General features: G+C 73.0%; 24 protein-coding genes. 10 read left to right on the top strand and 14 right to left on the bottom strand.

The genetic code is table 11. The features are described from left to right. Positions 1–59: 59 nt before the first annotated feature. Both VFZ70_13130 and VFZ70_13125 read left to right on the top strand, forming a co-directional pair. Positions 60–1,433, top strand: coding sequence for an FAD-dependent oxidoreductase (locus tag VFZ70_13130; GenBank protein ID HEX6256741.1), 1,374 nt, complete (start codon positions 60–62; stop codon positions 1,431–1,433). Positions 1,434–1,734: 301 nt separating this feature from the next. Continuing rightward, positions 1,735–2,508: an inositol monophosphatase family protein gene (locus tag VFZ70_13125; GenBank protein HEX6256740.1), complete on the top strand. Its 774-nt coding sequence runs from the start codon at positions 1,735–1,737 to the stop codon at positions 2,506–2,508. Between the two features lie 18 nt (positions 2,509–2,526). Here the strand turns inward: VFZ70_13125 and VFZ70_13120 are convergent, their stop codons facing one another. Then, entirely contained in the window at positions 2,527–2,979 is a 453-nt protein-coding gene (locus VFZ70_13120; GenBank protein HEX6256739.1) for a MarR family transcriptional regulator, read from the bottom strand. A 33-nt stretch (positions 2,980–3,012) separates the two neighbouring features. Further along, positions 3,013–3,288 carry a hypothetical protein gene (locus VFZ70_13115; protein ID HEX6256738.1) on the bottom strand — a complete coding sequence of 92 codons (276 nt, stop codon included), beginning with the start codon at positions 3,286–3,288 and terminating at the stop codon, positions 3,013–3,015. Positions 3,289–3,416: 128 nt separating this feature from the next. Between VFZ70_13115 and fdxA the strand changes: the two genes are divergently transcribed. Further along, positions 3,417–3,740: a ferredoxin gene (gene fdxA / locus VFZ70_13110; GenBank protein HEX6256737.1), complete on the top strand. Its 324-nt coding sequence runs from the start codon at positions 3,417–3,419 to the stop codon at positions 3,738–3,740. Positions 3,741–3,828: 88 nt separating this feature from the next. On the opposite strand, the gene VFZ70_13105 is transcribed toward fdxA, so the two are convergent. From VFZ70_13105 to VFZ70_13090, 4 genes are all read right to left on the bottom strand, one after another. After that, positions 3,829–4,980 (bottom strand): DNA recombination protein RmuC, encoded by a 1,152-nt coding sequence (locus VFZ70_13105; GenBank protein ID HEX6256736.1) that lies wholly within the window; start codon positions 4,978–4,980, stop codon positions 3,829–3,831. A gap of 323 nt (positions 4,981–5,303) precedes the next feature. Continuing rightward, positions 5,304–8,048: a hypothetical protein gene (locus VFZ70_13100; GenBank protein ID HEX6256735.1), complete on the bottom strand. Its 2,745-nt coding sequence runs from the start codon at positions 8,046–8,048 to the stop codon at positions 5,304–5,306. Positions 8,049–8,191: 143 nt separating this feature from the next. Further along, positions 8,192–9,178 carry a ribosome small subunit-dependent GTPase A gene (gene rsgA, locus VFZ70_13095; GenBank protein HEX6256734.1) on the bottom strand — a complete coding sequence of 329 codons (987 nt, stop codon included), beginning with the start codon at positions 9,176–9,178 and terminating at the stop codon, positions 8,192–8,194. Continuing rightward, positions 9,175–10,590 (bottom strand): NAD(P)/FAD-dependent oxidoreductase, encoded by a 1,416-nt coding sequence (locus tag VFZ70_13090; GenBank protein HEX6256733.1) that lies wholly within the window; start codon positions 10,588–10,590, stop codon positions 9,175–9,177. The genes rsgA and VFZ70_13090 overlap by 4 nt, the downstream gene beginning before the upstream one ends. Before the next feature lie 36 nt (positions 10,591–10,626). Between VFZ70_13090 and VFZ70_13085 the strand changes: the two genes are divergently transcribed. Further along, complete coding sequence (locus VFZ70_13085; GenBank protein HEX6256732.1) at positions 10,627–11,769, top strand: alkaline phosphatase family protein; 1,143 nt, start codon at positions 10,627–10,629, stop codon at positions 11,767–11,769. A 99-nt stretch (positions 11,770–11,868) separates the two neighbouring features. On the opposite strand, the gene pdxH is transcribed toward VFZ70_13085, so the two are convergent. From pdxH to folP, 3 genes are read right to left on the bottom strand one after another with little or no spacing between them, the layout of a single operon-like run. Next, positions 11,869–12,525, bottom strand: a complete 657-nt coding sequence (pdxH, locus tag VFZ70_13080; GenBank protein ID HEX6256731.1) for a pyridoxamine 5'-phosphate oxidase — start codon at positions 12,523–12,525, stop codon at positions 11,869–11,871. A 2-nt stretch (positions 12,526–12,527) separates the two neighbouring features. Further along, the gene (locus tag VFZ70_13075) at positions 12,528–12,875 is read right to left on the bottom strand and encodes a (2Fe-2S) ferredoxin domain-containing protein (protein ID HEX6256730.1); all 348 of its coding nucleotides are present in this window, start codon (positions 12,873–12,875) and stop codon (positions 12,528–12,530) included. A gap of 58 nt (positions 12,876–12,933) precedes the next feature. Further along, positions 12,934–13,794, bottom strand: a complete 861-nt coding sequence (folP, locus tag VFZ70_13070; protein ID HEX6256729.1) for a dihydropteroate synthase — start codon at positions 13,792–13,794, stop codon at positions 12,934–12,936. Positions 13,795–13,936: 142 nt separating this feature from the next. Here folP and VFZ70_13065 point away from each other — a divergent pair, with 142 nt between their 5' ends. After that, a complete protein-coding gene (locus tag VFZ70_13065) occupies positions 13,937–14,233 on the top strand; it encodes a hypothetical protein (protein HEX6256728.1) in 297 nt (98 codons plus the stop codon). 102 nt (positions 14,234–14,335) lie between these two features. Next, on the top strand, positions 14,336–15,394 hold the full coding sequence (locus tag VFZ70_13060) for a HAMP domain-containing sensor histidine kinase (protein HEX6256727.1): 1,059 nt from the start codon (positions 14,336–14,338) through the stop codon (positions 15,392–15,394). Between the two features lie 85 nt (positions 15,395–15,479). On the opposite strand, the gene VFZ70_13055 is transcribed toward VFZ70_13060, so the two are convergent. Together VFZ70_13055 and VFZ70_13050 are read right to left on the bottom strand one after the other, a co-directional pair. Next, a complete protein-coding gene (locus tag VFZ70_13055; protein ID HEX6256726.1) occupies positions 15,480–16,253 on the bottom strand; it encodes an alpha/beta fold hydrolase in 774 nt (257 codons plus the stop codon). A gap of 167 nt (positions 16,254–16,420) precedes the next feature. Beyond that, on the bottom strand, positions 16,421–16,873 hold the full coding sequence (locus VFZ70_13050; protein ID HEX6256725.1) for a DUF3151 domain-containing protein: 453 nt from the start codon (positions 16,871–16,873) through the stop codon (positions 16,421–16,423). On the opposite strand from VFZ70_13050, the gene VFZ70_13045 reads away from it, so the two are divergent. Next, positions 16,872–17,414 carry a hypothetical protein gene (locus tag VFZ70_13045; GenBank protein ID HEX6256724.1) on the top strand — a complete coding sequence of 181 codons (543 nt, stop codon included), beginning with the start codon at positions 16,872–16,874 and terminating at the stop codon, positions 17,412–17,414. The two genes, VFZ70_13050 and VFZ70_13045, sit on opposite strands and share 2 nt — an antisense overlap. On the opposite strand, the gene VFZ70_13040 is transcribed toward VFZ70_13045, so the two are convergent. Beyond that, a complete protein-coding gene (locus VFZ70_13040) occupies positions 17,395–17,751 on the bottom strand; it encodes a cupin domain-containing protein (protein ID HEX6256723.1) in 357 nt (118 codons plus the stop codon). The genes VFZ70_13045 and VFZ70_13040 overlap by 20 nt on opposite strands. A gap of 204 nt (positions 17,752–17,955) precedes the next feature. On the opposite strand from VFZ70_13040, the gene VFZ70_13035 reads away from it, so the two are divergent. Next, positions 17,956–19,467: a leucyl aminopeptidase gene (locus VFZ70_13035; GenBank protein ID HEX6256722.1), complete on the top strand. Its 1,512-nt coding sequence runs from the start codon at positions 17,956–17,958 to the stop codon at positions 19,465–19,467. 54 nt (positions 19,468–19,521) lie between these two features. Here VFZ70_13035 and VFZ70_13030 read toward each other — a convergent pair whose 3' ends face one another. Beyond that, on the bottom strand, positions 19,522–19,926 hold the full coding sequence (locus VFZ70_13030; GenBank protein HEX6256721.1) for a hotdog domain-containing protein: 405 nt from the start codon (positions 19,924–19,926) through the stop codon (positions 19,522–19,524). 96 nt (positions 19,927–20,022) lie between these two features. Between VFZ70_13030 and VFZ70_13025 the strand changes: the two genes are divergently transcribed. Further along, positions 20,023–20,796: a hypothetical protein gene (locus tag VFZ70_13025; GenBank protein ID HEX6256720.1), complete on the top strand. Its 774-nt coding sequence runs from the start codon at positions 20,023–20,025 to the stop codon at positions 20,794–20,796. Positions 20,797–20,837: 41 nt separating this feature from the next. Here the strand turns inward: VFZ70_13025 and VFZ70_13020 are convergent, their stop codons facing one another. Beyond that, on the bottom strand, positions 20,838–21,455 hold the full coding sequence (locus VFZ70_13020; GenBank protein ID HEX6256719.1) for an O-methyltransferase: 618 nt from the start codon (positions 21,453–21,455) through the stop codon (positions 20,838–20,840). 232 nt (positions 21,456–21,687) lie between these two features. Here VFZ70_13020 and VFZ70_13015 point away from each other — a divergent pair, with 232 nt between their 5' ends. Then, positions 21,688–22,890 (top strand): trypsin-like peptidase domain-containing protein, encoded by a 1,203-nt coding sequence (locus tag VFZ70_13015; protein ID HEX6256718.1) that lies wholly within the window; start codon positions 21,688–21,690, stop codon positions 22,888–22,890. Positions 22,891–22,898: the final 8 nt, after the last annotated feature.

Here is a 22,898-nt window from a genome sequence, read left to right as displayed (position 1 = left end):
GGCGTCGTCGACCGGTCCACCGGGCGTCGGACCACCGTCGACGCGTGGAGGTCGGTGCGGTGAGGGTCGTCGTCGTCGGGGGAGACGCGGCGGGGATGACCGCCGCATCCGTCATCGAGCGTCGACGCGGCGACGCCGAGATCGTCGTCATCGAGCGCGGTTCGTACACGTCGTACTCGATGTGTGGCATCCCCTACCACGTGGCGGGATGGGTCGACGAGGCCGAGACGCTCGTCTCGCGCAGTGCCGACGAGTTCCGCGAACACGGGATGACCGTCCACATGCGCACGGAGGCGGTCGGGATCGACGCCGACCGGCGGCGCGTGCGCGTGCGCGACCTGGAGGACGGCACGGAGTGGGACGAACCCTACGACGCACTGCTGTACGCGACCGGTGCCCACCCGCGCGTGCCGGATCTCCCGGGCATGGACGACCACGGCTACGCCGTCCACACCCTCGACGAGGGCGTCGTGCTGCGCAATCTGCTGGACCGGCGCGACGACATCGACAACGTCGCCATCGTCGGCGCCGGCTACATCGGCCTGGAGATCGCCGAGGCCCTGATCGAGCGTGAGATCAGCGTCCACCTGATCGACCGCAGCCCGCAGGTGATGCGGACCCTCGACGCCGACATGGCGAAGCACCTGCAGGACGTGATGGTCGGCTTCGGCGTGGACCTGCACCTGGGTGAGGAGTTGCGTGAGGTGCGCGCGCACGATGGACGGTGCCGGCAGGTCGTCACCGACGCGGGCGAGTACACGGCGGATCTGGTGGTGCTGGCGATGGGCGGCACGCCCAACGTGGCGTTGGCGGCGGACGCCGGATGTGCCGTCGGGGCATCGGGGGCCCTCGTCGTCGACGGCCGCATGCGGACCACCGTGCCCGGCATCTGGGCCGCCGGTGACGTCGTCGAGTCGATCGACCTGGTGGCGGGGCGGCGCGTCAACGTCCAGCTCGGAACCCACGCCAACAAGCAGGGCAAGGTCGCCGGCGTCGACATCGCGGCGCATCCCGACGACGGCGATGCGGTGTTCCCCGGCGTCGTCACGACCGCCGTGACCAAGCTGTGCGCGTGGGAGGTGGCACGGGTCGGGCTCAGCGAACGCGAGGCGTCGTGCCTGGGCGTCGAGCACGCCGCGGTGACCTTCACGGGCACGGCGACGGCCGGCTACATGCCCCGCCCGGGGAAGGTGCACGTCAAGATGCTCGCGGAGCGCGGCACTGGGCGGGTGCTCGGCGCCCAGCTCATCGGAACCGGCAACGTGGCCAAACGCATCGACGTCGCCGCGGTGTGGTGCCAGCTGGGCGTGCGCGTCCAGGACGCGCAGTTCCTTGACCTCTCCTATGCGCCCCCGTTCGGCGGCGTCTGGGATCTGTTGCAGGTGGCCGCCCGCAAGCTCACCCGCGAGCTCGACCTGTCACCGCAGCTGTAGCCTTCGACCGTGGCGGCGCGGGCCGGGTGGCCGGGGCTGGATGACCGTGATGCGCACACCCGTGCGGTGCACCTCGGCGCGGATCGCCTGGGCCATGCCGGTGACGGCCCACTATCGTTGCGGCGTACGCGAACCATCGATGGTGACACGGCCCGCGGCCGACCCGATCAGCAGCAGGTGGCCGGTCGTCCGCCGGTTCCGCCACCGGCGTTGGCGATGGCGACGTCGAGCCGCCCCGCCGCGCCACGGCCCCAGCCGCTGGATGCGCGACCGCGCGGGGTCGGGCGGTAGCATCTGCGCGATGCAGCCGCCGCCGGTCGACCCGAACCTGCTCGACGTGGCCGGGACCATCGCCCGGGAGGCGGCCGAGCTCACCCTGCGGTGGTTCGGTGCCGAGGATGCCGGCACGCGCCGCAAGGGTGACGGCAGCTTCGTCACCGACGCCGACCTCGCCGCCGAGGACCACCTGCGGTCCCGTCTCGCCGAGCTCTTCCCGGACGATGCGGTGGTCGGCGAGGAGCGTGGCGAGGCGTCAGGCTCCTCGCGCCGCACATGGGTGATCGATCCGATCGACGGCACCGAATCGTTCGTCCGGGGCGTGCCGCTGTACAGCTCGCTGCTCGCGCTGTTCGACGAGCACGGTCCCGCGATCGGCACGATCGTCGTCCCTGCGCTCGGCGTCGGAGCGGTGGCCGGTCGCGGTCTCGGGTGCCACTGGGACGGCGTGCCACTGCACGTCAGCGACACCGACCGCGTCCCGGGTGCCTGCCTGTCGACGAGCTCCTTCGACCGGCCGTGGTGGCCTGACGACGCCCTGTTGGCCGTCGCCGGCTCGGGCATGCGCACCCGCACGTGGGGGGACGGCTACGGGTACCTGCTCGTGGCCCGCGGCCACATCGACGCGATGGTCGATCCGGGCGTGCGCGTGTGGGACATCGCGCCCATGCTGACGGTGATCCCCGAGTCCGGTGGACGGATCTCCCGGTGGGACGGCGCGTCGGATCTGGCTGACGGACCCTGGCTCGCGTCCAACGGCGTGCTCCACGATCGCCTGTTGGAGCTCGTCGGCGGGTGAGCCCGCGGGCGCCGGTCGTCAGGCACCCACCCTGTCCACGAGCCGCGCGAGCTCGCGTTGCTCGGTTGCCGACAGGTCCGACAGCAGGGCGCGCTGGCTCGTCTCGAACGCAGCCCCGTGCCGTGACTGCAGCGCAGCGCCGGCGCGCGTGAGCCGGACTATCACGCGCCGGCCGTCGTGGTCGTGCGGCTCACGGCAGACGAGCCCCTTGGCCTGCAGGCCGTCGATCAGGCCGCAGACCGACGGGCGCGTCACCGCCAGCAGGTCCGCGAGCGCACACGGCTGCAGGCCGTCGTCGGCGGCGGCCAGATGACGGAGCAGAGCGAAGGCGCTCGGCGACAGGCCGAGATCGCGCAACTGTCCGCTCTGACGGGCCGCGACGCGCGTGGCCGCCCGCAGCAGGCAGTCGAGCACGTCCGTGGCGGCGGCCGTCCGGGCGTTCGTGGCATCGGTGTTGACCAGCACATCCACCGTGACTCCCCTCCGCCGGATGCCCGGCCGAGTCTACGGGCCGTGGCCCCCGCCTCGCACAGGTCGGCCGTCCGCACGAGCGGGCGCTGGCGGCACGACCCGGCCGGCGACGAGATCTGCGACCGCGACCGTGGCCGTCGAGCCGTCGCGTCGCTCGATCGTCAGCGCCTCGTCGTCCCAGGCGCGCAGCACGCCGACGACATCGACCATGCTGGCCTCCGGACCGCGGTGGCGGGCGCGCACGGACACCCGCGTGCCCACGTCGTCGGGTGAGATCCGTACCGTCAGGCGTGCGCGCATCGATGCCATGTGGCCATTGTCGCGCACCGCGCGCAGGAACTGCGCCGACAGCCGCTAGGGTAGAGGCGAACGATCGTGAGGACCGCCCCCGTGTTCGCGCCGGGGCATGGCCGATGGCTGAAGGAGCACCCACACCCATGGTGTACGTGATCGCTGAACCATGCATCGACGTCAAGGACCGTGCCTGCGTGGAAGAGTGCCCCGTGGACTGCATCTACGAGGGCGAGCGGATGCTGTACATCCAGCCCGACGAGTGCATCGACTGCGCCGCGTGCGAGCCGGTCTGCCCTGTCGAGGCCATCGCCTACGAGGACGACATCCCGGACATGTGGACCGAGTTCACGGCCATCAACCGGGAGTTCTTCGAGGACACCGTGACCGGTCTCGGCGCCCCGGGCGGTGCGGCCGTCGTCGGGGTCCAGGCGACCGACCACCCCAAGGTCGCGAACTGGAGCTTCTGATCGCTCAGCCCGACAGGCCCGCCATGTCGCGGTGAGCCCGTACGGGCCTCACGACCGCGACGTGCCGCGTGGTCGTCCCGGGTGGTCGTCACGATCCCGAGCCGACCGCCCGCAGTTCCGGCTGCGACGAGGGCGGCGCGGGATCTTCGCGTTCCGCGCGCAGATCCTCCAGCTTGTCCAATGGCCGCTCGAGCTGGCGCCGTCTGGTGGTGCACAGGGCGTCGTAGGTCTTCTGTGACCGCGTGAGGTGCGTGCCGAGCTTGTCGAACTCGTCGCAGAACTTGTCCCACTGACCACGGAAGTCCGAGAGCAGTGACAGGATCTCGTCGGATGTGCGCTCGAGTTGGAAGTTGTCGACCGACTGCCGGACCACAGCGAGCACGGCGAACAACGTCAGCGGCGAGCACAGGATGATCCGCCGGCGCAGGGCGTCGTCGACCAGGCCGCGGTCGTGCTCCTGTATGAACCCGAACAGCGCCTCGTTGGGGATGAACATCAGGACGCAGTCGACGGACGCGTCGGGATCGCGGTACCCCCGGTCGGCCAGCTCACGGACGCGGTCGCGCGCGTCCCGCAGGAATCCTTTGCGGTGGCGCTCGCCGTCGGTGTCGTTGTCGGCGTCGAGGTAGCGCAGGTAGTTGTCGAGCGGGAACTTCACATCCATGTGCAGCTCGAGGCCGCGCGGCAGCATGAACGTGAAGTCGGGCACGCCGCCGGTGTCCAGGCGTCGTTGCCTCTGGTAGTTCACCCCTTCGAGGAACCCTGCGAGCTGGAGCACGTCCTCGGCCATCCGCTCGCCCCACTGACCGCGGGCCTGGCTCGATGACAGCGCCTGGCGTAGATCGTTGGCGGTGTCGCTCAGCAGGCGCGTCTGGCGCCCGGCCTCGGCCAGCTGTTCGGTCAGCGAGCCGTACTGCTCGGCGCGACTGGTCTCGAGCTGGCGGACCAGCGACGTCACCTGGTCGAGCTCGCCGCGCATCTGCGTGAGCTGCAGCCCGATCCGCGACTCGGTGCCGGCGAGCCGCTCCGTCTCGGCGTCGCGGACCGCCCCGAGCTGCTGGCGGGCGAGTGACACCACGGTGTCGACCGTCGTGTGCAGCTGTGCCGCGCGGTCGGCCTGCAGGCGCCGTTCGAGCTCGGCGGACGCATCGGCCAGCTGACGGCGTTGCTGACCGAGAGCGAACCACACGACCGCGAACGTGCCGGTGATCGCAACGAGCACCGCGATGATGGTGACCACGTCCGCATGCTCCTCTCAGATGTCCTGCGGGGCCGAACAAACGTACGATGTCGATGGCCGCCGGCCATGGAACCGGTGCGGATGGCGGGTGCGCGCGGGTGCCACACCCACGTGCACGAGCCCGCTGTGGCGGGACGCGGGGTGGTCGACCCCGGTTGCGGGAGTGGTCCGGGAGTCGCCGCGCGTCGTCGGCGAGCCGCCCCGGAACCGTGGACCAGCGTGACCGTCGTTGTCTCGGACCGCGCGCCGGCCGGTCCCGCCATCAGCAGGGGTACACACCGCGGTCACGAGCCGCGGTTGCCGCATGCTTTGGCTGCCCTCTGTCAGGCGGGCTGTGAGCTGCGCGCCCGCACGTCGACGGTGGAGAACAGCGAGAGGATCTGCTCCGCGCACCACGTGCCCGTCCGCCGGTGGTCGCGGCGGATCCATCCCGCGCGTTCCGCTTCGGTCAGCAGTCGGTTTGCGGTGCGCCCCGACGTCGACAACCGGCGCCTGACGAACGACGCATCGATGATCGGGTGGGCCAGCAGCAGGTCGATCAGGGGCAGCATCCGCGTGTCGGTGGCGCGGGCGCGGTACCGCTCCCGCAGTCGATCGAGCCGTTCCAGCTGTGCCGTGGACCCGGTCGCGGCGCGCGCGAGGCAGCCGCACAGCAGCTGGAGCCACTGGTCGCGCTGGTCGGAATCGTTGAGGTCCGCGTCGAGCGCCGCGCGGTAGCCGACCCGTTCGTCGAGCAGCCACGGACTGATCGCCAGCGCGGGTCGGGCCAGCCGGGCCGCACGCATAATGTCGGTCGCGGTCACGGCCCGTGCCACCAGTTCGCTGTCCCGGTCGGGGTGCCGGGCGAGCACGACGTGCTCCAGGCCGATGTCGACCAGCGGGTTGAGCGCGCGCACGGGCGCGACGGGCCGACGGGGCCCACGCGGCGTCCGTCCCGGTGCGGTGGCGCCGGTCAGCACGGCGTTGATCTCGATGATCGGTGGTGGCGCCGACGAGCGGTGGGCGGTGTGCTGCCAGCCGGTCGAAAGTGCGGCGGCGGTGCGACGGACGAGCTCGACGTCGGCGTCGTCCTCGTCGGCCAGGGTCCGCAGCAGCACCTCGTCCAGGTCGATGTCCTGGCGGCTGAGGGCGACGCTGGCACGTGCCTCGGTCAGTCGGAACAGGTCGTCCGGCACGCTGTCGGCGGCCGCGCGTGACGCGAGCGCCAGCTGGCGCAGACTGCGGTGGGCGTGCGCCAGCGCCTCGCGGGTCTGCGGGCTCAGCTTGGCGATGGGCCGCCCCGCGTCCGCGGCACGCCGGCGGCGCGGACGCGGCCCGGGTCCGGCGCTCGTCGACCCGGAGGCGTCGTCGAGCGCTGTGTCGTCCCTGCGAAGCGTCCGCTCACCTGCCGCGTCCCCGGCGACGGGTCCGGGGGTGGTGGTCGTCGTGGCTGGCGCAGGTCCGGCGGTCGCCGCGGCACCGGCTGCCGTGGTGCCGGACTGCCGGGGCGCGGACCTGCGGAGGACAGGCTCGCCGGTGGTGCCGGCTGCCGTGCGGTCGGGCGTCGCCGTGCGGTCGGGCGTCGCGGCGCCGGTGACGGTGACGGCCGCCGCGCCGTCCGACGACTCCGTCGCGTCCCTGGATGCGGCGGTCCCGGCGGTGGCGGCGCCATTCCCCGAGCCGTCGCCGACCGTCGCTGAGCTCGTGACGGTCGGGGCGCTGGGCGAGGTCGGGGCGCCGTCGGCGTCGGCCGAGAGCCCTCCTCGGTGGCGCCGTCCAACCCGCCGACCGACGGTCGCTGAGCTCGTGACGGTCGGGGCGCCGTCGGCGTCGGCCGAGAGCCCTCCTCGGTGGCGCCGTCCAACCGGCCGACCGACGGTCGCCCGCTCGTATCCGGTGGCGTCGACGTATCCCCGTTGCCGGCGCCACGACGACGCGTCCGCGGCAGCCGCCGCCGTGCGCCTGGCGGCGGCCGCCCGCCAGCGTGGCCGCAGCCGGCGTTGCCACACGCGTGCCGACAGCCACACGACCGCGAGTGCGACGAGCAGGACACCTGCGAGCAGCACCGGAAGCACGATGTCGCGCAGTGTGACACCCGTGATCGGTGACGCTCGTGCGCGGTCGGGTGCGGTGTCGCCCCCCGCCTCCTCGACGTCCGCCGCGCTCGTGTCCGGGTCGGCGCCGTCTGGCACCGACGCGTCGACCGGGCGGATGCTGTCGGGATCCAGCGCGAGCGTGCGCGACGATCCGTCAACGCCGGCGGCGGCCACCCGCAGGGTCACAGTCTCCGCGCCGTCGGCCGGCACGTCGACCGTGGCGCGGTACAGGTTGCCGACGTTGTGCGACACGCGGTCGGTCGCCGCGAGGACCGCGGCCGGGCCGTCCACGGTCCTGACGTTCCCGGCCGCCCGTGGACCCAGCAGGGTGGTGTCGGCGTCCGGACCGCCGACGTCGATCAACTCGTGCAGGCGACGGAACCCCTGGCCACCGATGGGCCGCAGTCGTTCGCCGAGGTCCCGCCCGATCACGACCAGGACCCCCCGGTCAGCGTTCGAGGTGTCCAGCCCGGCCTTCGCCTGCACCACGCCGCGCTGGAGGTCGTCGCCCGTCCCGGCCGTCAGCTGGCGGACCTGTGCGATGGCCGGCCCGGGCACGGGTGCCGGCGCCCCGACGGCGCCTGTGGCATCCACGATCCGCATGGTCGCGCCCTGGGGCAGCGCGAGTGCAAGCTGGACGACCGCTCCCTGGATGGCCCGGAGATCGGCGATCGGGACGGTGGTGTCGACGACGACCGCGACATGGAGCTCATCGATCGGCAGGCGCTGCAGCCGGGCGGCGCCCTCCGTGCCGTCGACCTGCACGGCGACGTCGTCGCCGGTGAGTTGCTGCGTGGCCGTGCCCGGCGGTGCGGCGAACAGGATCTCGGCACGGTCGCCCGTGCGGACGCCGAGCACGTCGAACCGGTCCAGCGGGTCGACGTCGGATGTGACCTGGGCGGCCGCGGGGGCCACCGCGACCACCGCCAGCAGCGCGAGTGCGATCAGCACGCCCAGAGCGTGGCCGATCTTCCGCACCCGCTGCCACTGCATGGTCAACGCGATCCGCCCCTCGAACGATGTCCGCGCACGATCCGTGCGCCGTCGACGCCAGCGTGACATTGTCCGCGCTGACGAAAACCCCAATGCTGATGAATTCTTCGCTGCGATCCGTGCGTGACGGCGGGGACAGGACGTCAGGTCAGCGCAGGCTCACTCAATGCGATGTAGCGGTCGTAGCGCCGCCGGTCGAGGGCCCCGGTGTCGAGGCCCGCGAGCACCGCGCAGCCCGGTTCGTGGCGGTGGGTGCAGTCGGTGAAGCGGCAGCCGACCGCGAGCTCAGCGACGTCGGGGAAGGTCCGCGCGAGTCCACGCTCCGGCTCCCAGAGCCCGATCGCACGGATGCCGGGCGTGTCGATCACGCTGCCGTCAGCCACGCGGACGAGCGAGCGCCTGGTCGTCGTGTGACGTCCGCGCCCGTCGCCGGAGCGCACCCGAGCGGTGCGGTGCGCCGTCGTGCCGGCCAGGGCGTTGATCAGCGACGACTTTCCCGCGCCCGAGCGTCCCAGCAGCGCCGCGCAGCGACCGCCATTGAGTCGTGCCCGCAGGTCGTCGATGCCGTGGCCGTCGGCGCTGCTCGTCATGACGACGGCCGTGCCGGGGGCGAGGGCGGCGACGTGTGCGGCGGTGTCGTCATCCGGATCCAGATCGTGCTTGGCCACCACGACGACCGGGTGACCGCCGCTGCCGTGGGCGACGACGAGCGCACGGTCGAGCCATCCGGGCCGCAGCGGCTGGTCGACGGCGTGCACGATCCACACCTGGTCGGCGTTGGCGGCCAGCACCTGCGGGCGCGCCTTGTGCTCGGCAGGATCACGCCGGACGAGCGCGGTCCGGCGCGGGGCGACGTCCACGACGCGCGGTTGGCCGTCGACGGTCGAGCGCCCGATCCAGTCGCCGGTGACCACGGCGGGTGCATCGCGTGGCTGCGCCATCGACACCTCACCCTCGCGGTCGACGACTCGCAGCCAACCACGATCGACCCGCGCGACGCGGGCGGGGGTCCCGGCCAGTGCGGTGAACGTCTCGGCCCAGCCCGCATCCCAGCCCAGCTGGGCCATCACATCGTGGTCGCCGGGTTCGTCACCGGCCGCGGCACCGCTGGCGGTGCCCGCGGGCGTCACGCGTGCTCCTCCACGTCGGCGTCGGCGTCACGGGCGGAGCCGTCGCCCGGACCGGCGTCGGGGTCGGCGGTCGACGATCCGGGTGCGGCGCCGGCGTCGGGTGCGCCCGGTCGGGAACCCAGTGCGGGTACGGACGCGAAGCCCCCGTACGACACGATGTCGCGGCGGAAGAACAGCGACAGCGTCCAGTCGGTGAGCACCCGCATCCGTCGCGTCAGCAGCGGCATCGCGTACAGGTGGTAGCTGCGTGTGATGAACCAGCCCAGGAGCCCCGCGATACGGAGCCCGAGGACCTCGGCGATGCCGCGGTACCTGCCCAGGGTGGCCACCTGCCCGAGGGCCCGGTAGCCGTACGCCGTCAGTGACGCCCCCGCCCGAGCGGCCTGCAGGTTGCGGGCGAGGTGACGGGCCTGCCGGATGGCGTGCTGCGACGTCGGCGGATCGATCCGGTCCGGGGTGGCGGCGTTGACCACGCGGGCCGCGTCGCCGAGGGCCCACACGTCGTCGTGTCCCTCCACCCGGAGCGTGGCGTCGACCTTCAGCCGCCCACGATCGTCGGTCGGCAGGTCGAGGTCACCGGTCAGCGGATGCGCTGCGACACCGGCACTCCACACCAGCGTGTGCGCGTCGACGGTCCTCCCACCCGACAGCTCGACGCGGTCGGCGTGGACCGCCTCGAGTCGCGTCGACGTCAGGATCTCGACGCCCCGGCGGGCGAGCAGCTCGGTGGCGTACTCGCCCAGCCGCGAGGGGATGGCGGGCAGGATGTGGTCCTGCGCCTCGACCAGCACCCAGCGTTGCCTGACGCCCCGCAGCGAGGGGTACTCGCGCAGCGCGTCCTGGACGAGGTCGTGCAGCTCGGCGAGCGCCTCGACGCCCGCGTAGCCCCCCCCGACGAACACGAAGCCGAGGTGACCGGCGGCGCGCTCGGGACTCATCTCGTTGTCCGCCAGCTCGAGCTCGCGCAGCACGTGGTCGCGCAGGTACACCGCGTCGTAGAACGTCTTGAAGCCCACGCCGAACTCGGCGAGGCCGGGGATCGGCAGCGTGCGCGACACCGCACCGAGCGCGATGACCAGATGCTCGTAGCGGTAGTGCAGCTCACCGACCTCGTTGTGGACGACGACTGTGCGCGTTTCGGTGTCGATCGCACCCACCTCGCCCAGCACGAGATCGGCGTGCGGGCACATCTGCCGCAGGGGCACCACGACGTGGCGGGGTTCGATCGTCCCGGACGCCACCTCCGGCAGCATCGGCGTGAACAGCAGGGCGTTCTCGTCGGAGACGACGGTGGCCCCCGTCCGGCCCAGCCGGCGAGCGACAGTCGCACCCGCGAATCCGCCGCCGAGGATGAGGATCCCGGAACGCGCGTTGCGCTGTCCCGCGCGTGGAGCTCGCTGGTGCCGCTGCATCGTGCCGCTTTCGTCGTCGCCTACGCTGTGCGCTCCATGAGCCTAGGAGCCGGACCGCTGTCACACGAGTCCCAGCGCGCGACGATCGCGGCCGCCGACGGCATCGCGCTGCCTGACTACGGCGGCGCGTGGATCGGCGCCGTGCTGCCCGCGCTGGCGGCCGGTGACGCGCCACCCGGCGCCCCGGCGTGGGTGGCGCAGGCGCGTCAGCATGTGCTGCTGCTGATCGACGGGCTCGGCTGGGAGCTGTACCGGCGGTTCTCCTCGGCGTTGCCGTCGCTCGCGGACTTCGACGGCACGCGGATCACCGCCGTCGTGCCCACGACCACCGCCACGGCGTTGCCCTCGTTGACGACAGGGCGCACGCCGGGTGAGCACGGCATGCTCGGTGATCGCATGCGGGTCGGTGGGCGCGTGCTGAGCGTGCTGCAGTGGACGGTCGCCCGGGGCCGGCCTCCGGCACCGGACAGCGTGCAGCCCCATCGACCCTTCGCGGCGGGTGGCGTGGCCGTCGTCAGCCACCACAGGTTTGCGGGATCTGGCTTCAGCGCCGCCCATCTGCGCGGCGCGCCGTACCACGGGTACGAGGACGTCGACGATCTCGTCCGCCGGGTCGGTGCCTGCCTGGACGACGGAGCGCGCGTCGTCTACGCATACCTGCCCGACCTCGACCGGACCGCACACGAACGCGGCCTCGACCACGACGCGTTCGGCCATGCGCTCGCGCTCAGCGACCGTGTCGTCCGCGGCATCCGTCGGCGTCTGCCGCCGGGCGCGGTACTCCTGGTGACGGCCGACCACGGGCACGTGACGACCGACCCGGCCGAGCGGGTCGACCTGCGACCACTGCTGCCCATGGTCAGCGCGATGGCCGGCAGCACGCGGATGCGGTACCTGCACGCGCGGTCCGGCGCCGCTGGCGACCTCCTCGCCGCCGCGCGCGAGCTCGTGGGGTCCGCCGCCTGGGTCCACGACCGGGCGCAGGTCGTCGCCGCGGGCTGGTTGGGTCCGAGCACCCGGCCGGTCGTCGCGGGACGTCTGGGCGATGTCGTCCTGTCGGCGCGGGGTGCCGCCACGCTGGTCGATCCCGGCGATCCGCGCCAGGCGCGGCTGCTGACCATGCACGGCAGCCTCACGCCCGCCGAGATGTACGTGCCGCTGCTCGCGGCGCAGGGCTGAGCATCCGGAGCGGCCCGGTGCGGGCACGCAGGCGGTGCCCGGCGCACCCCAGCGTCCGGTCACCTCGCCGAGACGCCACGGGCCTTCGGGCGGGACGGGCTACGGCGCCAGGCGCTCGACGACCCAGCCGTCGGCGACGCGACGGTAACGCACGCGCTCGTGCAGGCGGTCGGGACGCCCCTGCCAGAACTCGACGACGTCGGGCCGCAGGCGGTACCCACCCCAGTGCCGTGGCCGTGGCACATCGCCACCGGGATGGCGCGCGCGGACCCGGGCGACGCGATCGGCCAGCTCCGCGGCATCGGCGATCACGTGGCTCTGTGGGCTCGCCGCGGCGCTGACGCGGCTGCCGGCCGGCCGCGAGCGCCAGTAGGCGTCGCTGACGGCCTCCGAGACCCGCGTGCACCGGCCGGTCACGCGGATCTGACGCGCCAGGTCGACCCACCACAGCACCGCCGCCGCCCGTGGGTCGCCTTCGAGGTGGCGCCCCTTCGCGCTGTCGTAGTTGGTGTAGAACACCAGGCCGTCGTCCAGTCCGCGCAGCAGCACGACCCGCGCCGACGGGGCGCCGTCGGCGTCCACCGTGGCGAGCGTCATCCCGTTGGGCTCGGTGACGCCCGCCGCCACCGCCCGGTCGACCCACCCACGCAGCTCGATCAGCGGATTCGCCGCCATCGCGGTCGGGTCCAGGGGAAGGTTCCGGTAGTCGCGACGCAGCCCCGCGAGGTCCGCGTCACCGCCGGCTGGTCCCGGCACGGTCAGGGACCGGTCATCTCGGGGGGCCGCAGGTCGAACTCGGCGTCGCCGATCTCGAGCTGGCTCACCGGCGGCCCGCCCTGCAGGTGGTCCATCACGTCGGGCACGTCGTCGGGGATCACCCCGCCGTAGATCACGTCGTCGGGGAACACGGCGACGACCGGCCCGACCATGCACGCCTCCATGCAGCCGGTGGCGACGATCTTGACCTCCGTCGCCACGCGTCGCCCCTGTTCCTCCCGCAGCGCGTTGAACAGCTCGGCACCGCCGTTGGCTGCACAGCTCGGGCGGGGATGCGACGGATCGCGCTGGTTGATGCACACGAATGCGAAGGTGCTCGGCTTGGGCATGTCAGTGACCCCGATCGACGCTGCCGCCACGGTAGTCCAGAGCGCGCCGTGGTGTGGATCAGTCGAGTCCGCGCAGCTGCCTGGCCGGTGCCCGCCATCCCTCGAGCACCTCCGTCAGTCGGACACCGTGGACCGTGGCCTCCACGTCGTGGACGCGCACGATGCGCGCACCGCGGAGCACGGAGTACACGGTGGCCGCCAGCGACGCCGCGCCGCGGCGGTCGGGCGGCAGGTCCAGCGCCTCGCCGAGGAAGTCCTTGTTCGAAAGGGCCACGAGCACCGGGTGACCGAGGCCCACCAGCTCGTCGAGCCGCCGCGTGAGCTCGAGGGAGTGGGCGGTGGTCTTGTACATGTCGTGGCCCGGATCGACGATGAGCTGCCCCCGGGGCACACCGCGGGAGACCGCCAGATCGACCAGCTGGCGCCACCGTTGCCGGACCGCGGTGATGACGTCGGGCTCGTAGTCGGGACGGAACGGGCGGGACCGCCGCGGTCCGCCGTGGTGCGTGAGCACCAGTGCGGTGTGCGGATGTGCGGCGACGACGTCGGCGACCCCGGGATCGCTCAGCCCTGTCACGTCGTTGACGATGTCAGCCCCGGCCTCCAGCGCGGCGTCCGCGACCTCGGGGCGGAAGGTGTCGACCGACAGCGGGGTCATCCACCGTTCGCGGAACGCCTCGACGAACGGGAGGACACGCGCGAGCTCGGCGCGCAGGTCGACCTCGTCGCCGGGTCCCGCCCTGACGCCGCCGATGTCGATGATGTCGGCCCCGGCCCTGACATGCCGCTCCGCGAGCGCGAGGGCGGCGTCGAGGTCGAGGGTCGCGCCACGGTCGTAGAACGAGTCGGGCGTCCGGTTGACGACGCCCATCACGGCCACGCGCCGGCGCAGATCGAGGTGCTGGGTGCCGAGTCGCATCGATGCCTCCCGCTCGGTGCCGGTCGTGTGCGGTCCGCCTGGTCGCCGGCGACCGCCGCCCGTCACCCTGTGGGCGGTCGACGGTCCGGTCGCGCCGTCGAGCCTGCACGCTCCTACGGGTCACAGGATGCATACTCCGCACATGATCGTGATGGCGGCGGTGGGTGCGGCGGTGCTTGCGATGGTCTCATGGGTTGCTCTGCGCGAGGCGCAACGGTTGCCGGGCACGAGCGCGTCGCGGCACGACCGCGCGCACGCGGCGCGTCCGACCTCCCCACGCCCACGCGCACCGCGGGTCCCTTCCGCCGGCGCACGATCGGCGGAACCCTGGCGCGTCCACGTCGTCGGTGACGCGACGCTTCCCGGCGCGGACACCCACGAGGCGCTGGCCGCCGCGGCGGCCCTGTGGCACGTGCTGGTCGACGCCGAGGCCGGCTGACCCCACGATCGTGGGGAGGGGGCACCCCCCGACCGAGCGAAACCGCGCCGTTGCGCGCGAAAGGGCTCGTATCGGGCTGCAGGGCGTGCATACAGTGTCACCGTGCTCCAGCGATACGGTTCCCGCGGTGCGTTCGATGGATCCGTCCACGCGCGTCGCTCCAGCGCCCGCTGCACCATCGTCCGCGCCGTCCCGGTCGCGGTGCCCGCGCCGCTGCTGCTGGCGTTCGCCGTCGGACCACGTGGTTCGGCTGCGCTCATCATCGGCGTCGCCGTCGTCGGTGCGGCGCTGATCGCGGCCGCCGCCGCGCGGTGGTGCGCCGAGCGACGGATGCGCAGCGAGATGGAGCAGCACGAGCGCGAGCTCGCGCACACCAAGCGCCAGATCCTCGGCCTCGTCTCGCACGAGCTGCGCACCCCGGTGACCGGTGTGGTCGGGTTCTCCCGCACGCTGTCGGGTCGGCTCGAGCAGCTCGACCGGGGCACGCTGCGGCTGTTCGTCGACGCGATCGACGAGCACGCCAACCGTCTCGCCCGCCTGATCGACAACGTCGTCGTCGCGTCCCGCACGCCGCTCGTCGTCGTCGGCAGGACGTGCCAGCTGTCGCAGGTCCTGTCCCAGGCCGTCACCAGGGCGGGCATCGGTGACGACACCTCACGTCTGCGCGTCGCACTGCGGGGTGCGCTGAACGCCCGCATGGACGAGGAGGCGGCGATCCGCATCGTGGCCAACCTCATCGACAACGCGGTCAAGTTCGGAGAACCCGGCGGCTGCATCGGCGTCGAGGGCGCGGAACGCGATGGGCGGGTCGTGCTGCGGGTGTCGAACGCTGGACCGGCGATCCCGCTGGGCCTGCGGGCGGCGCTGTACGAACCGTTCGTCCAAGGCGATCCGACCGACACGCGCTCGGCGGACGGGCTCGGCCTCGGACTGCACGTGTGCCGGCAGCTCGTCGAGGCGTACGGCGGCAGCATCGACCTGATCGACGACCCGCAGCTGATCGTCTTCGAGGTCAACCTTCCAGCCGCGTACGAGCTGCAGCCGGACGCGGCACACGGCCGCGTCACGGGGCTGCGTCACCGACCCGATCCGGTCCCGGACGCGCCGACCGTGGTCCCCGACCATCCCCCGCCCACCATCCGCCGGGAGCAGGTGGGCTGACGAGATGGTGGGCTGAGGAGCCGGGGGCCGTCCGCAGCGGCGCAGTCCGGGCGCGCGCGGCGGTCGGTCCACCGCGCCGCGCCCGTCAGGTGAGGAACTGCAGGATCGCGGCGGCGATGACGTCCGGGTGCTCGATGGTCATCCAGTGCGACGCCGACGGCACGACCTGCACGCGCGACACCGGGATGTCGCGGTGCAGCTGCTCGGTCATCCGCAACGGCGTGGAGCGGTCGTGGTCGCCGACCAGCAGCAGCGTCGGCTGTCCGATCTGCTCGCGTCCGATCGACGGCATCTTCGCCAGCGCCCGGCACGCCTTCGCGTAGCTCTTGGGGTCGTTGCTGAGGAACAGGTGACGCAGCAGGCCGCTGATCTGCGGCAGCCGTGCGTGCGTGCGCGGGGACAGCGCGCCCTCCAGCCAGTCGTCGACGATGTCGTCGAGCCCGTTGTCGTCGACCGCCTTCGCGCGCTGCTCGTAGGCCTGCCTGTCCGGCGGCTCGAAGTAGCTGATGCCGCCGACGAGCACGAGCTGATCGACGAGGTCCGGTGTCGTCAGCGCCATGTGCTGCGCGATCAGCGAGCCCATCGAGTGGCCCACGACGGTGGCTGCGGGCAGCTCGAGCGCGCCCATCAGCCCGGCGACGTCCTGCGCCCAGGACTTGATGCTGAGCTGCGCCCGTCCGGCCGGCGTACGCCCGTGCCCACGCAGGTCGAGCGTCACGACGTGGTGGTGCAGCGCCAGCAGCTCGGCGACACCGTGCCACACGTCCAACGCGCCGCCGAGCCCGTGGACGAGGACGATCGGCGGGCCTTCGCCGAGGCTGCGGTAGTGGTGGTTGACGCCGTTGACTTGAGTGAACATGGAGTCTCCGTGCGGGCGAACGACCGTCGGGGCGGGCGTCTCCCGCTGGTCAGGTGACAGGTGTGATCTGCGCGCCAGGCTAGCTGGCGGCGGTCCCCGACGATGATGCGACGACGTCGGATGTGCGCCCGGTCGACACGACCGGACGGCGCGTAGGCTCAGGGACGTCAGCCGGCGTCGCCGGACGTCGGAACAGCGGGAAGGTCATGATCGCGAGCGAGCTCCTGGAGGAACACGGCGCACCGTTGGGCCTCGTCGGTCTCGCCGATGGCGGCCGCCGCCGTGCCCAGCAGCCACAGGCTGCGCAGGAAGCCGCGGTTCGGTTCGTGCGACCACGGGACCGCTCCCTGACCACGCCAGCCGGCACGTCGGATGGCGTCGAGCCCCCGGTGGTAGCCGACGCGTGCGCACGCGTAGGCCCCGACGTCGTCGCCCGCGTCGAACGCCGCCATGCCCAGCCGCGCCCAGGCGTCGAGGCACGCCGGGTGCGCGCGGACGACCGTGCGCAGCGCCTCCAGACGGCCGTCTGCGACCGCGTCGGCGAGCGCCGCGACGGTCTCCGGATCGTCGGCCGGCAGGTGGGTCGGCGTCACACCCTGCAGTGGTAGGTCGGATGCCATGACGACGGTGCTCCTGTGGTCCGGTGTGGCGCGCGTCCGCGCGGGCGTGGTGGTGGCGCTCGCCGTGTTGCTGTCGGGTTGCTGGTCGGCGCCTGCGCAGACCGTACAGCCTCGCGACGGACGTGCCGGGCTGCAGCTGTCAGGGACCGTCGGCAACCGGCAGCTGGCGGTGAGCGACGGTTCGCCCGACCTCAACGTCGGCGACTGCGACCCGGCGGGGGGTGGCGACCGGGATGTGTGCATCATCGCCGACGACATCGACGGTCAGCTGGTCGTCGTCGTGTTCGAGAACCCCGACGTGCTACGGGCGGTGGCCGACCTGCCCGTGGTCGACCCGGCGTGCTCCGGCGGCTGTGATGGCGTCACCGAGGGCGCTGTCGTCGACCTCCAGCTCGCGACCGGTGAGCGGCAGCGGGCACGCGGTGGACGCGTCGTGCTGACCGAGGTCGAGCGCTTCCGCCGCTACGTAGGGGAGTTGCGCCTCGACCTCGGGTCGGGCACGGTGTCGGGTTCGTTCGACGTCATCCCGCGCCGGGACTGACCGCAGCCGGCGCGGACACGGGCAGCGCCGTGACGGTCTGCAGGAGCAGTGGGTCCGGTGAGTCGTTGCGCAGCCCATGCGGAGTGCCGGCCGGGATCAGCACGGTCTGCAGCGGACCGAGCGTCACCTCCTCGTCGTCGGTGACGACCCAGGCGCGCCCACCGATGACCACGTAGACGGTGTCCGACTCGTCGTACGTCCGCGCCGCGAGCTGCTGGCCGGGTTCCAGGCACAGCATGTCAACGGCCAGCAGGTCGGTCTCGTGCACGCGGGACCGCACGGCGCGGGCGGGATCGAAGGCGACGTGGTCGCGCAGATCGGCGGCGGAGGGTTGCATCGCTCCACAGTGTCGCACGGCGACCTCGCCTCCCGGGTCTCAGCCGGGAAGCGCGTGGGCCGGGGCGGCGGAACGGGCGTGTGACGGGTCCCCGCGGGCAGGTCGCGCCGGCGCGGGGGTGCGACAGCGGCTCTAGACTCGCCCGGATCACGCCGACGACGTCGTGCGGGGCGCCGTCGGCCGGCCCGCCGAAAGCAGAGAACGATGACCGACATCCGGACCGCCCCGACCACGACCGACGCCGGGGCGTCGGTCGTCGCCTGCTTCGTCGCGCAGGATGAGGACGAACAGCCGGTCATCGGACGCGATCTGACCGCCCTCGCGGAAGCGGCGGGCGTGGACATCGCCGCCGCGCTCGACGCGTTGCACCTCACCGGTGCCGTCGACGAGGTCGGCCGCGTCCCGGTGCAGGTCGACGACACCACGGCCCTCGTGCTGGCGGTGGGCGTGGGCGACCGGGCCGAGGTCGGCGCCGATGCGCTGCGTCGCGGCGCCGCCGCCGCGGCCAGGCAGGCGACCCGCGACGCCACCCTGGCCGTGATCGTGCCCGGTGACGTGGGCGGGCAGCTCGACGCGACCACCGCGGCTCGCGCCGTCGCCGAAGGTGCGGGTCTCGGCGCCTACGCCTACACGACCTACCGGACCAAGAACCACGACGCGGTGCGCCTGGACGGCATCGTCGTCGTGCCGGGTGCGGGCGTCGACCCCGACGCGGTCGAACGCGGCGTGCGCCTCGCCAGGGTGATCGTCGATACGACCAGCATCGCCCGCGACCTGATCAACACGCCGCCCGCGTTCAAACGGCCACCGGATCTGGCGGACAGGGTCGTGTCGCTCACCGCCGACACACCCGTCACCTCCCGCGTGCTCGCGGCCGACGAGCTCGAGCAGGGCGGCTTCGGCGGCCTGATCGGCGTCGGACGCGGATCGTCGACCGAACCACGGCTGGTCGAGCTCACCTACGCCGGGACGGCGGATGACGGTGATGGCGTGCACGTCGTCCTCGTCGGGAAGGGCATCACGTTCGACAGCGGCGGACTGTCCCTCAAGCCGTCGGCGTCGATGTCGACCATGAAGAGCGACATGAGCGGTGCCGCGGCCGTCGTGGGGACCGTGCTGGCCGCGGCACGGCTGGGGGTCGCGCCTCGGGTCACCGGACTGCTGGCACTCGCCGAGAACATGCCGGGCGGCGATGCGACGCGGGTGTCCGACGTGCTGACCCACCGCAACGGCACGACGGTCGAGGTCATGAACACCGACGCCGAGGGTCGGTTGGTGCTCGCGGACGCGCTGGCCTACGGCGTCGAGCTCGAGCCGGACGCGATGGTCGATCTCGCCACGCTGACCGGCGGTCAGATCGTGGCGCTCGGCAACCGCATCGCCGCGCTGATGGGCTCCGACGACGACCTGCTCGACGCGTTGGAGGCCGCCGCGGGCCGGGCGGGTGAGCGGTTGTGGCGGCTCCCGCTCCCGGCGGACTACCGTGAGCAGCTCCGCAGCGAGGTGGCCGACCTGCGCAACATCGGCAAGCCGCGCGAGGCCCAGAGCATCGTCGCCGGCCTGTTCCTGTCGGAGTTCGTCGGGGACGTGCCGTGGGCCCACCTCGACATCGCCGGACCGGCGTTCTCCGACAGCGGCGACGGCCCGCTGGTGCCCAAGGGTGCCACCGGCTTCGGTGTGCGGACCCTCGTGGCGTGGCTCGAGGCCCTGTCATGATCGTTGGTGGACGATCCGGAGCGTCGGCAGCGCCGCCCGGGTCCTGTCGTGCGACTAGGGTGTGGCGCGACCGGCCTGGCCGAACTTCGCCCGCTCCACGATCTTGCGCCGGTGCCGGATGTGGGCGACCTCCGTGTCTCCCGAGGTGACCGTGACCGAGAACTCCAGCCTCCGGCCGTGCACGCCCAGCAGGACGGCGTCGGCCCGCACGTCGTCACCGACGTGGCTCGGTGCCTTGTGCTCGATCTCCACCCAGGAGCCGACCGTCGTCAGCTCAGGGCCGAGGCAGTCTCCCAGTGCGCGGCGGGACGCCTCTTCCGCGATCGCCAGGACCCGCGGCGTGCCGAGCACGTCGACGTCGCCCGAGCCGAGTGCCGCGGCGGTGTCGTCCTGCGCCACGCGGAGGTCGACGCTCGCGCGACGGCCTGGCACGCACGCATCGGGGAGCTCAACCACCACGACGGTCTCCGTCGGTCGGTCACGGGCTGGTCTGGTACGAACGCAGGTATACCCGCGCACGGCGCTGACGCATCCTCTCCCTGCGGGCGGGGCGTCATGAGCGGGCCCCTCGCCGTCATGGCGGTGCTGCTGGCCGAGACGGCTGTCGGCGGCACCGTGGTGACCCTGACCAGTGGGGTGCACGGCAAGGTCCGCCGCGGCTTCCTCGTGCTGTCCGGTGTGATCCTCGCGCTGTGCGCCTGGGGCGCATGGGCGACGGCGCGTGCCGCCGTCGGTGCAACGCCGTCCGCGGCGCAGGCGCGCATGGTGACGGCGCTCGGCGTGTTCGCGGGCGTGCTCACGCTGTGGCAGTTGGCCGTGCTCGCGCGCCTCGCAGTCGAGCGCGTCATCGGCCTGGGTGCGGCGGCCGTGGGCGTCGTGGCGCTGGGCACCGTCGCGCTGGCGCGGGGCACGGGCGTCGTGCTGGCCGGCGTCGAACTGGCCGCAGGAGCGTTCTTCCTGGGCTCGGCCCTGTACGGACTGCTGCTCGGCCACTGGTACCTCGTCGAGCGCCGTCTGTCCAACAGCCACATGGTGCGCAGCGCGATGCTGTACGCCGGCGGCGTCGGCGCGGCCATCGTCGGCGCGGTGCTGTCGGCGCAGCATCCCACCCCTGTGGCGACCGGCTTCTCGCCGTTCCTGGCCGTACCCGGGTTCTCGCTCCTGCTCGTCGCGGGACTCGTCGCGATCTGCGCGCTGATCGCCGGCTTCGTCTGGAAGCTCGCGCAGGAGGGGGGACGCTCGATCCAGGCCGCGACCGGCATGTTCTACCTGGCCGTCATCATGGCCTTCAGCGCCGAGCTGTCGAGCAAGGTTGGCTTCTTCGGCTGACGGCGGCGACCGGCGCCCGCGCGGGGCGCCGGGGTCGCGGCTCAGGCCGGCGCGGTCCTGGCCGCCACCAGCATCCCGTCGCCGACGGGCAGCAGCTGACCGTCCAGCGCCGGGTCGTCGCGGACCAGGTCGGCGAACGTGCGCACGCCCCCGCCGTCATCGGCCCCGACGCCGTCCAGCACGCGGTCGGCGATCAGCAGCCCGCCGGGCCGGAGCAGCCGCGTCGCGTGCGGGAGGTAGTCGGGATACTCGTCGGGCACCGCGTCGATGAAGACCAGGTCGTAGGCGTCGTCGGCGAGCCGCGGCAGCACCGTCAGCGCCGAGCCGAGGATGCTGCGCACCCGCTGGCCGTGGCCGGCGCGACCCAGGACGCGCTGCGCGCTGGCCTGCAGGTCGGCGTCCGGCTCGATCGTGGTCAGCATGCCGCGCGGATGCATGCCCGCCAGCAGCCACAACGCGCTGTAGCCGACGCCGGTGCCGAGCTCCACGACGTCGCGCGCCGGGCGCATGCCCGCGAACCAGCGCAGCCATGCGCCACCCAGGTGCGTGACAGGTGCGATGCCGGCGCCCTCGCTGAGTGCGCGCGCGGAGCGCAACGCGTCGTCCTCCGGCGGTGCGGACGCGTCGATGTCGATGGCCGTCGCTGTTGTGGTGCCCACGGGGGTCTCCGAGCGTCAGACCGCTGCCCCGTGAGCGTATCTCCCGGCAGCCGCAGAACGAACGACCGCCGGCGCCCGTGCCCGCAGCCGATCCCCTCCCCGGCCGACGCTGCCCGTGCGCGGCAGCGCGTGGATGTGGCACGCTCGGTCCCGGCGCACGACGCTGGGATGGACGACCCATCCAGGAGCCACGACCGCCGGCACGCGGCTGTGCCGGCCCGGGAGCCAGACGATGACGCGGACCGACCACGGCGCCGACACCGGCGCCACGTCCGGCGTCGCCGCGGCCCGGCCGCCTGTGTTCCCGCGTGTGCCGACCGTCCGCCGCCGCAGCCGCGGGGGCCGGCGCCTGGTGTCGACGGTCGTGATCGCCGGTCTGGCCGGCGGCGTCGTGGCCATCGCCGCGGACAGGAGGCTGGCGCCTGAACCGGCGCCGACACCCGTCGTCGCGGGCCTGTCCGACGAGCCGGCGCAGCGGGCACCCACCGACGAGATGGCGCAGGGCACGGTGGCGCGCGTCGCGGCCGCCGTGCTGCCGTCCGTCGTGCGCATCAACCAGGCGATGACGGACCGGTTCGAGGGCGCCGGCAACGGTTCGGGCGTCGTGTACCGCTCGGACGGTCTGATCGTGACCAACAACCACGTGGTCGAGGCGCCCGGTGGCATCGAGGTCGTGTTCGCCGACGGCCGTTCGATGGCCGCCGAGATCGTGGGCACCGATCCGCTCAACGACCTCGCGGTGATCCGCGTCGACCGTGACGATCTGACGCCGATCGTGCTCGGCGGGTCCCCCAAGCCGCGCGTCGGCGACCTCGCGATCGCCGTCGGCAGTCCGTTCGGTCTCGACGCCACGGTGACGGTCGGCGTCGTCAGCGCGCTCGGCCGCGGCATCCACGCGGGCCCCGAGGGCGGCGGTGACGGGGTGTACCTGCCCGAGGTACTGCAGACCGACGCCCCGATCAACCCGGGCAACTCCGGCGGCGCGCTCGTCGACCGGTCCGGGCACCTGATGGGCGTCAACAGTGCGATCCTGACGTCGGGTCAGGCCGCCAACGCAGGGGTCGGGTTCGCCATACCGGTCGACACGGTCGTCGACGTCGCCGACGAGCTGATCGCCACGGGACGTGTCCGTCACCCACTGCTCGGCGTCAGCGGTGGACCCGTCGGCGGACAGGCCGCCGAGCGGCTCGGGGTCGGCGCCGGTGCGTGGATCCACGAGGTGACCCCGGGCACGCCTGCCGCGCGCGCCGGCCTGGCGCCCGACGACGTGATCGTCGGCGTCGACGACCGGGCGATCGCGTCGATGGAGGAGCTGTCGATCGCCATCCGTGACCGCGACGTCGGTGACCGCGTGACCATCGCCTACGTCCGCAGCCGCGAGCGCCGACGCGTCGAGGTGGTGCTGGTCGAGCGCACGACGACGGATCCGCAGTAGCATCGGCG

The sequence above is a fragment of the Euzebyales bacterium genome (assembly GCA_036374135.1).
Classification (GTDB): Bacteria; Actinomycetota; Nitriliruptoria; order Euzebyales; family JAHELV01; genus JAHELV01.
The sequence above is the reverse complement of the archived record's forward strand: the minus strand, read 5'-3'. Positions and strand labels throughout refer to the sequence as shown.

Coding starts and splice junctions, on each gene's coding strand:
- VFZ70_13125 (HEX6256740.1), top strand. CDS start 1,735: ATGCAGCCGCCGCCGGTCGACCCGAACCTGCTCGACGTGGCCGGGACC.
- fdxA (HEX6256737.1), top strand. CDS start 3,417: ATGGTGTACGTGATCGCTGAACCATGCATCGACGTCAAGGACCGTGCC.
- VFZ70_13015 (HEX6256718.1), top strand. CDS start 21,688: ATGACGCGGACCGACCACGGCGCCGACACCGGCGCCACGTCCGGCGTC.
- VFZ70_13025 (HEX6256720.1), top strand. CDS start 20,023: ATGAGCGGGCCCCTCGCCGTCATGGCGGTGCTGCTGGCCGAGACGGCT.
- VFZ70_13055 (HEX6256726.1), bottom strand. CDS start 16,253: ATGTTCACTCAAGTCAACGGCGTCAACCACCACTACCGCAGCCTCGGC.
- VFZ70_13035 (HEX6256722.1), top strand. CDS start 17,956: ATGACCGACATCCGGACCGCCCCGACCACGACCGACGCCGGGGCGTCG.
- VFZ70_13040 (HEX6256723.1), bottom strand. CDS start 17,751: ATGCAACCCTCCGCCGCCGATCTGCGCGACCACGTCGCCTTCGATCCC.
- VFZ70_13115 (HEX6256738.1), bottom strand. CDS start 3,288: ATGGCATCGATGCGCGCACGCCTGACGGTACGGATCTCACCCGACGAC.
- VFZ70_13090 (HEX6256733.1), bottom strand. CDS start 10,590: ATGCAGCGGCACCAGCGAGCTCCACGCGCGGGACAGCGCAACGCGCGT.
- VFZ70_13050 (HEX6256725.1), bottom strand. CDS start 16,873: ATGGCATCCGACCTACCACTGCAGGGTGTGACGCCGACCCACCTGCCG.
- folP (HEX6256729.1), bottom strand. CDS start 13,794: ATGCGACTCGGCACCCAGCACCTCGATCTGCGCCGGCGCGTGGCCGTG.
- VFZ70_13075 (HEX6256730.1), bottom strand. CDS start 12,875: ATGCCCAAGCCGAGCACCTTCGCATTCGTGTGCATCAACCAGCGCGAT.
- VFZ70_13085 (HEX6256732.1), top strand. CDS start 10,627: ATGAGCCTAGGAGCCGGACCGCTGTCACACGAGTCCCAGCGCGCGACG.
- VFZ70_13065 (HEX6256728.1), top strand. CDS start 13,937: ATGATCGTGATGGCGGCGGTGGGTGCGGCGGTGCTTGCGATGGTCTCA.
- VFZ70_13100 (HEX6256735.1), bottom strand. CDS start 8,048: ATGCAGTGGCAGCGGGTGCGGAAGATCGGCCACGCTCTGGGCGTGCTG.
- VFZ70_13045 (HEX6256724.1), top strand. CDS start 16,872: ATGACGACGGTGCTCCTGTGGTCCGGTGTGGCGCGCGTCCGCGCGGGC.